Genomic DNA, 1,382 nt, shown 5'->3' on the forward strand with positions numbered 1-1,382 from the left:
CCCTTCCCCCGCGGCTCCGCGATCCGCTGCGCCGGTATGAACGCCTGCGTGTCGTCGGCGGTCGGGTACGCCGCCGAGCGCAGCGCCGCCATCAGCGCGTCCGGCGTCGGCCGGTCGGCGGGCTCCTTCGCGAGGCAGCGTGCGAACAGCGGGACCAGCGCGTCCGGCACGCCCGTCAGATCCGGCTCGTCGTGCACCACCTGGTACGCGACGATGTACGGGCTGTCGGAGTCGAACGGCCCGCGCCCGGTGGCCGCGTGCACCAGCACGGACCCCATCGCGAACACGTCCGCCGCCGGCCCCACCTCGCGCGGGCGCTGGAACTGCTCGGGCGCCATGAACGGCGGCGTACCGATCAGCTTGCCGGTCTCCGTCCGCAGATCGCTGTCCGTCGGCCGGGAGATGCCGAAGTCGATGACCTTGGGCCCGTCGGCCGCCAAAAGTACGTTGCTCGGCTTGAGATCGCGGTGCACCACGCCGGCCCGGTGGATGTCGCGCAGCGACTCGGCCAGGCCCGCGCCGAGCCGGAGCAACTCCTCCGTCTCCAGCGGACCGTTCCGCTTGACGCGTTCGGCGAGGGTCGGGCCCTCGATGAACAAGGTGGCCATCCACGGGCGTTCCGCGTCCGTGTCGGCGTCCACGACGGGTGCGGTGAACGCGCCGCTCACCCGTCGGGCGGCGGAGACCTCCTGCCGGAACCGTGCCCTGAACTCGGGGTCTGCGGCGAAGTCGGCGTGCACCACCTTGACCGCGAGGCGCAGCCCTGAGCCGGATGTGGCCAGATGGACCACTCCCATGCCTCCGGAGCCGAGCACGGCTTCGAGCCGGTACTGCCCGGCATAGACCGGATGCTCCGCTTCCGGTCCCCTCCCGGTGCTGCGCAGCGGCGGCATCGTCCACCCCCGTGTGAATCGTCCGCAAGCGAGACGCACGGAGCCTAGTCGATGATGCGTGCGATGTCGGTGGGGCTTGCTAGCCTGCGCGGCGTACGGAGCTTTCGCCAGAAGGACGTCAACGGGGGAGGGGCCTGTCATGGCCGTAGGAGAAGTCGAGGACGAGGTGGCGGGCGCCGCCGAGGCGGCCGTCGCCACCGCGGAGGCGGCCGGCGTGCGCTACCCGGTCGCCCCGGGCTACCGGGTGAACGTGCGCAGCGGCCCGGGCACCCAGTACCGGATCGTCAAGGTCCTGCCGTACGACGCACGCGTGCCGATCAACTGCCAGTGCCCCGGCACGACCGTGTCCGGTCCGTACGGCACGACGAACCTCTGGTCCAACATCGGGAACGGCCAGTTCGTCTCGGACGCGTACATCAGGACCGGCAGCGACGGCTACGTCGCCGTGCGCTGCGCCTGATCCACGGTCCGCCGCCCACCCGCCTCCGC

General features: G+C 71.9%; 2 protein-coding genes. One reads left to right on the forward strand and one right to left on the reverse strand.

The genetic code is table 11. The features are described 5' to 3' along the window. Positions 1-893 (reverse strand): serine/threonine-protein kinase (locus E2E34_RS34305; protein WP_138905716.1); only part of this gene is annotated, 893 nt, incomplete at its 3' end. Between the two features lie 139 nt (positions 894-1,032). Between E2E34_RS34305 and E2E34_RS34310 the strand changes: the two genes are divergently transcribed. After that, entirely contained in the window at positions 1,033-1,353 is a 321-nt protein-coding gene (locus tag E2E34_RS34310; protein WP_138905717.1) for an SH3 domain-containing protein, read from the forward strand. Positions 1,354-1,382: the final 29 nt, after the last annotated feature.

Source organism: Streptomyces albidochromogenes (assembly GCF_005981925.1).
Taxonomy (GTDB): domain Bacteria; phylum Actinomycetota; class Actinomycetes; order Streptomycetales; family Streptomycetaceae; genus Streptomyces; species Streptomyces albidochromogenes.

Bases quoted from the DNA above. Each gene is read 5' to 3' on its own strand.
- E2E34_RS34310 (WP_138905717.1), top strand. From the start codon at position 1,033: ATGGCCGTAGGAGAAGTCGAGGACGAGGTGGCGGGCGCCGCCGAGGCG.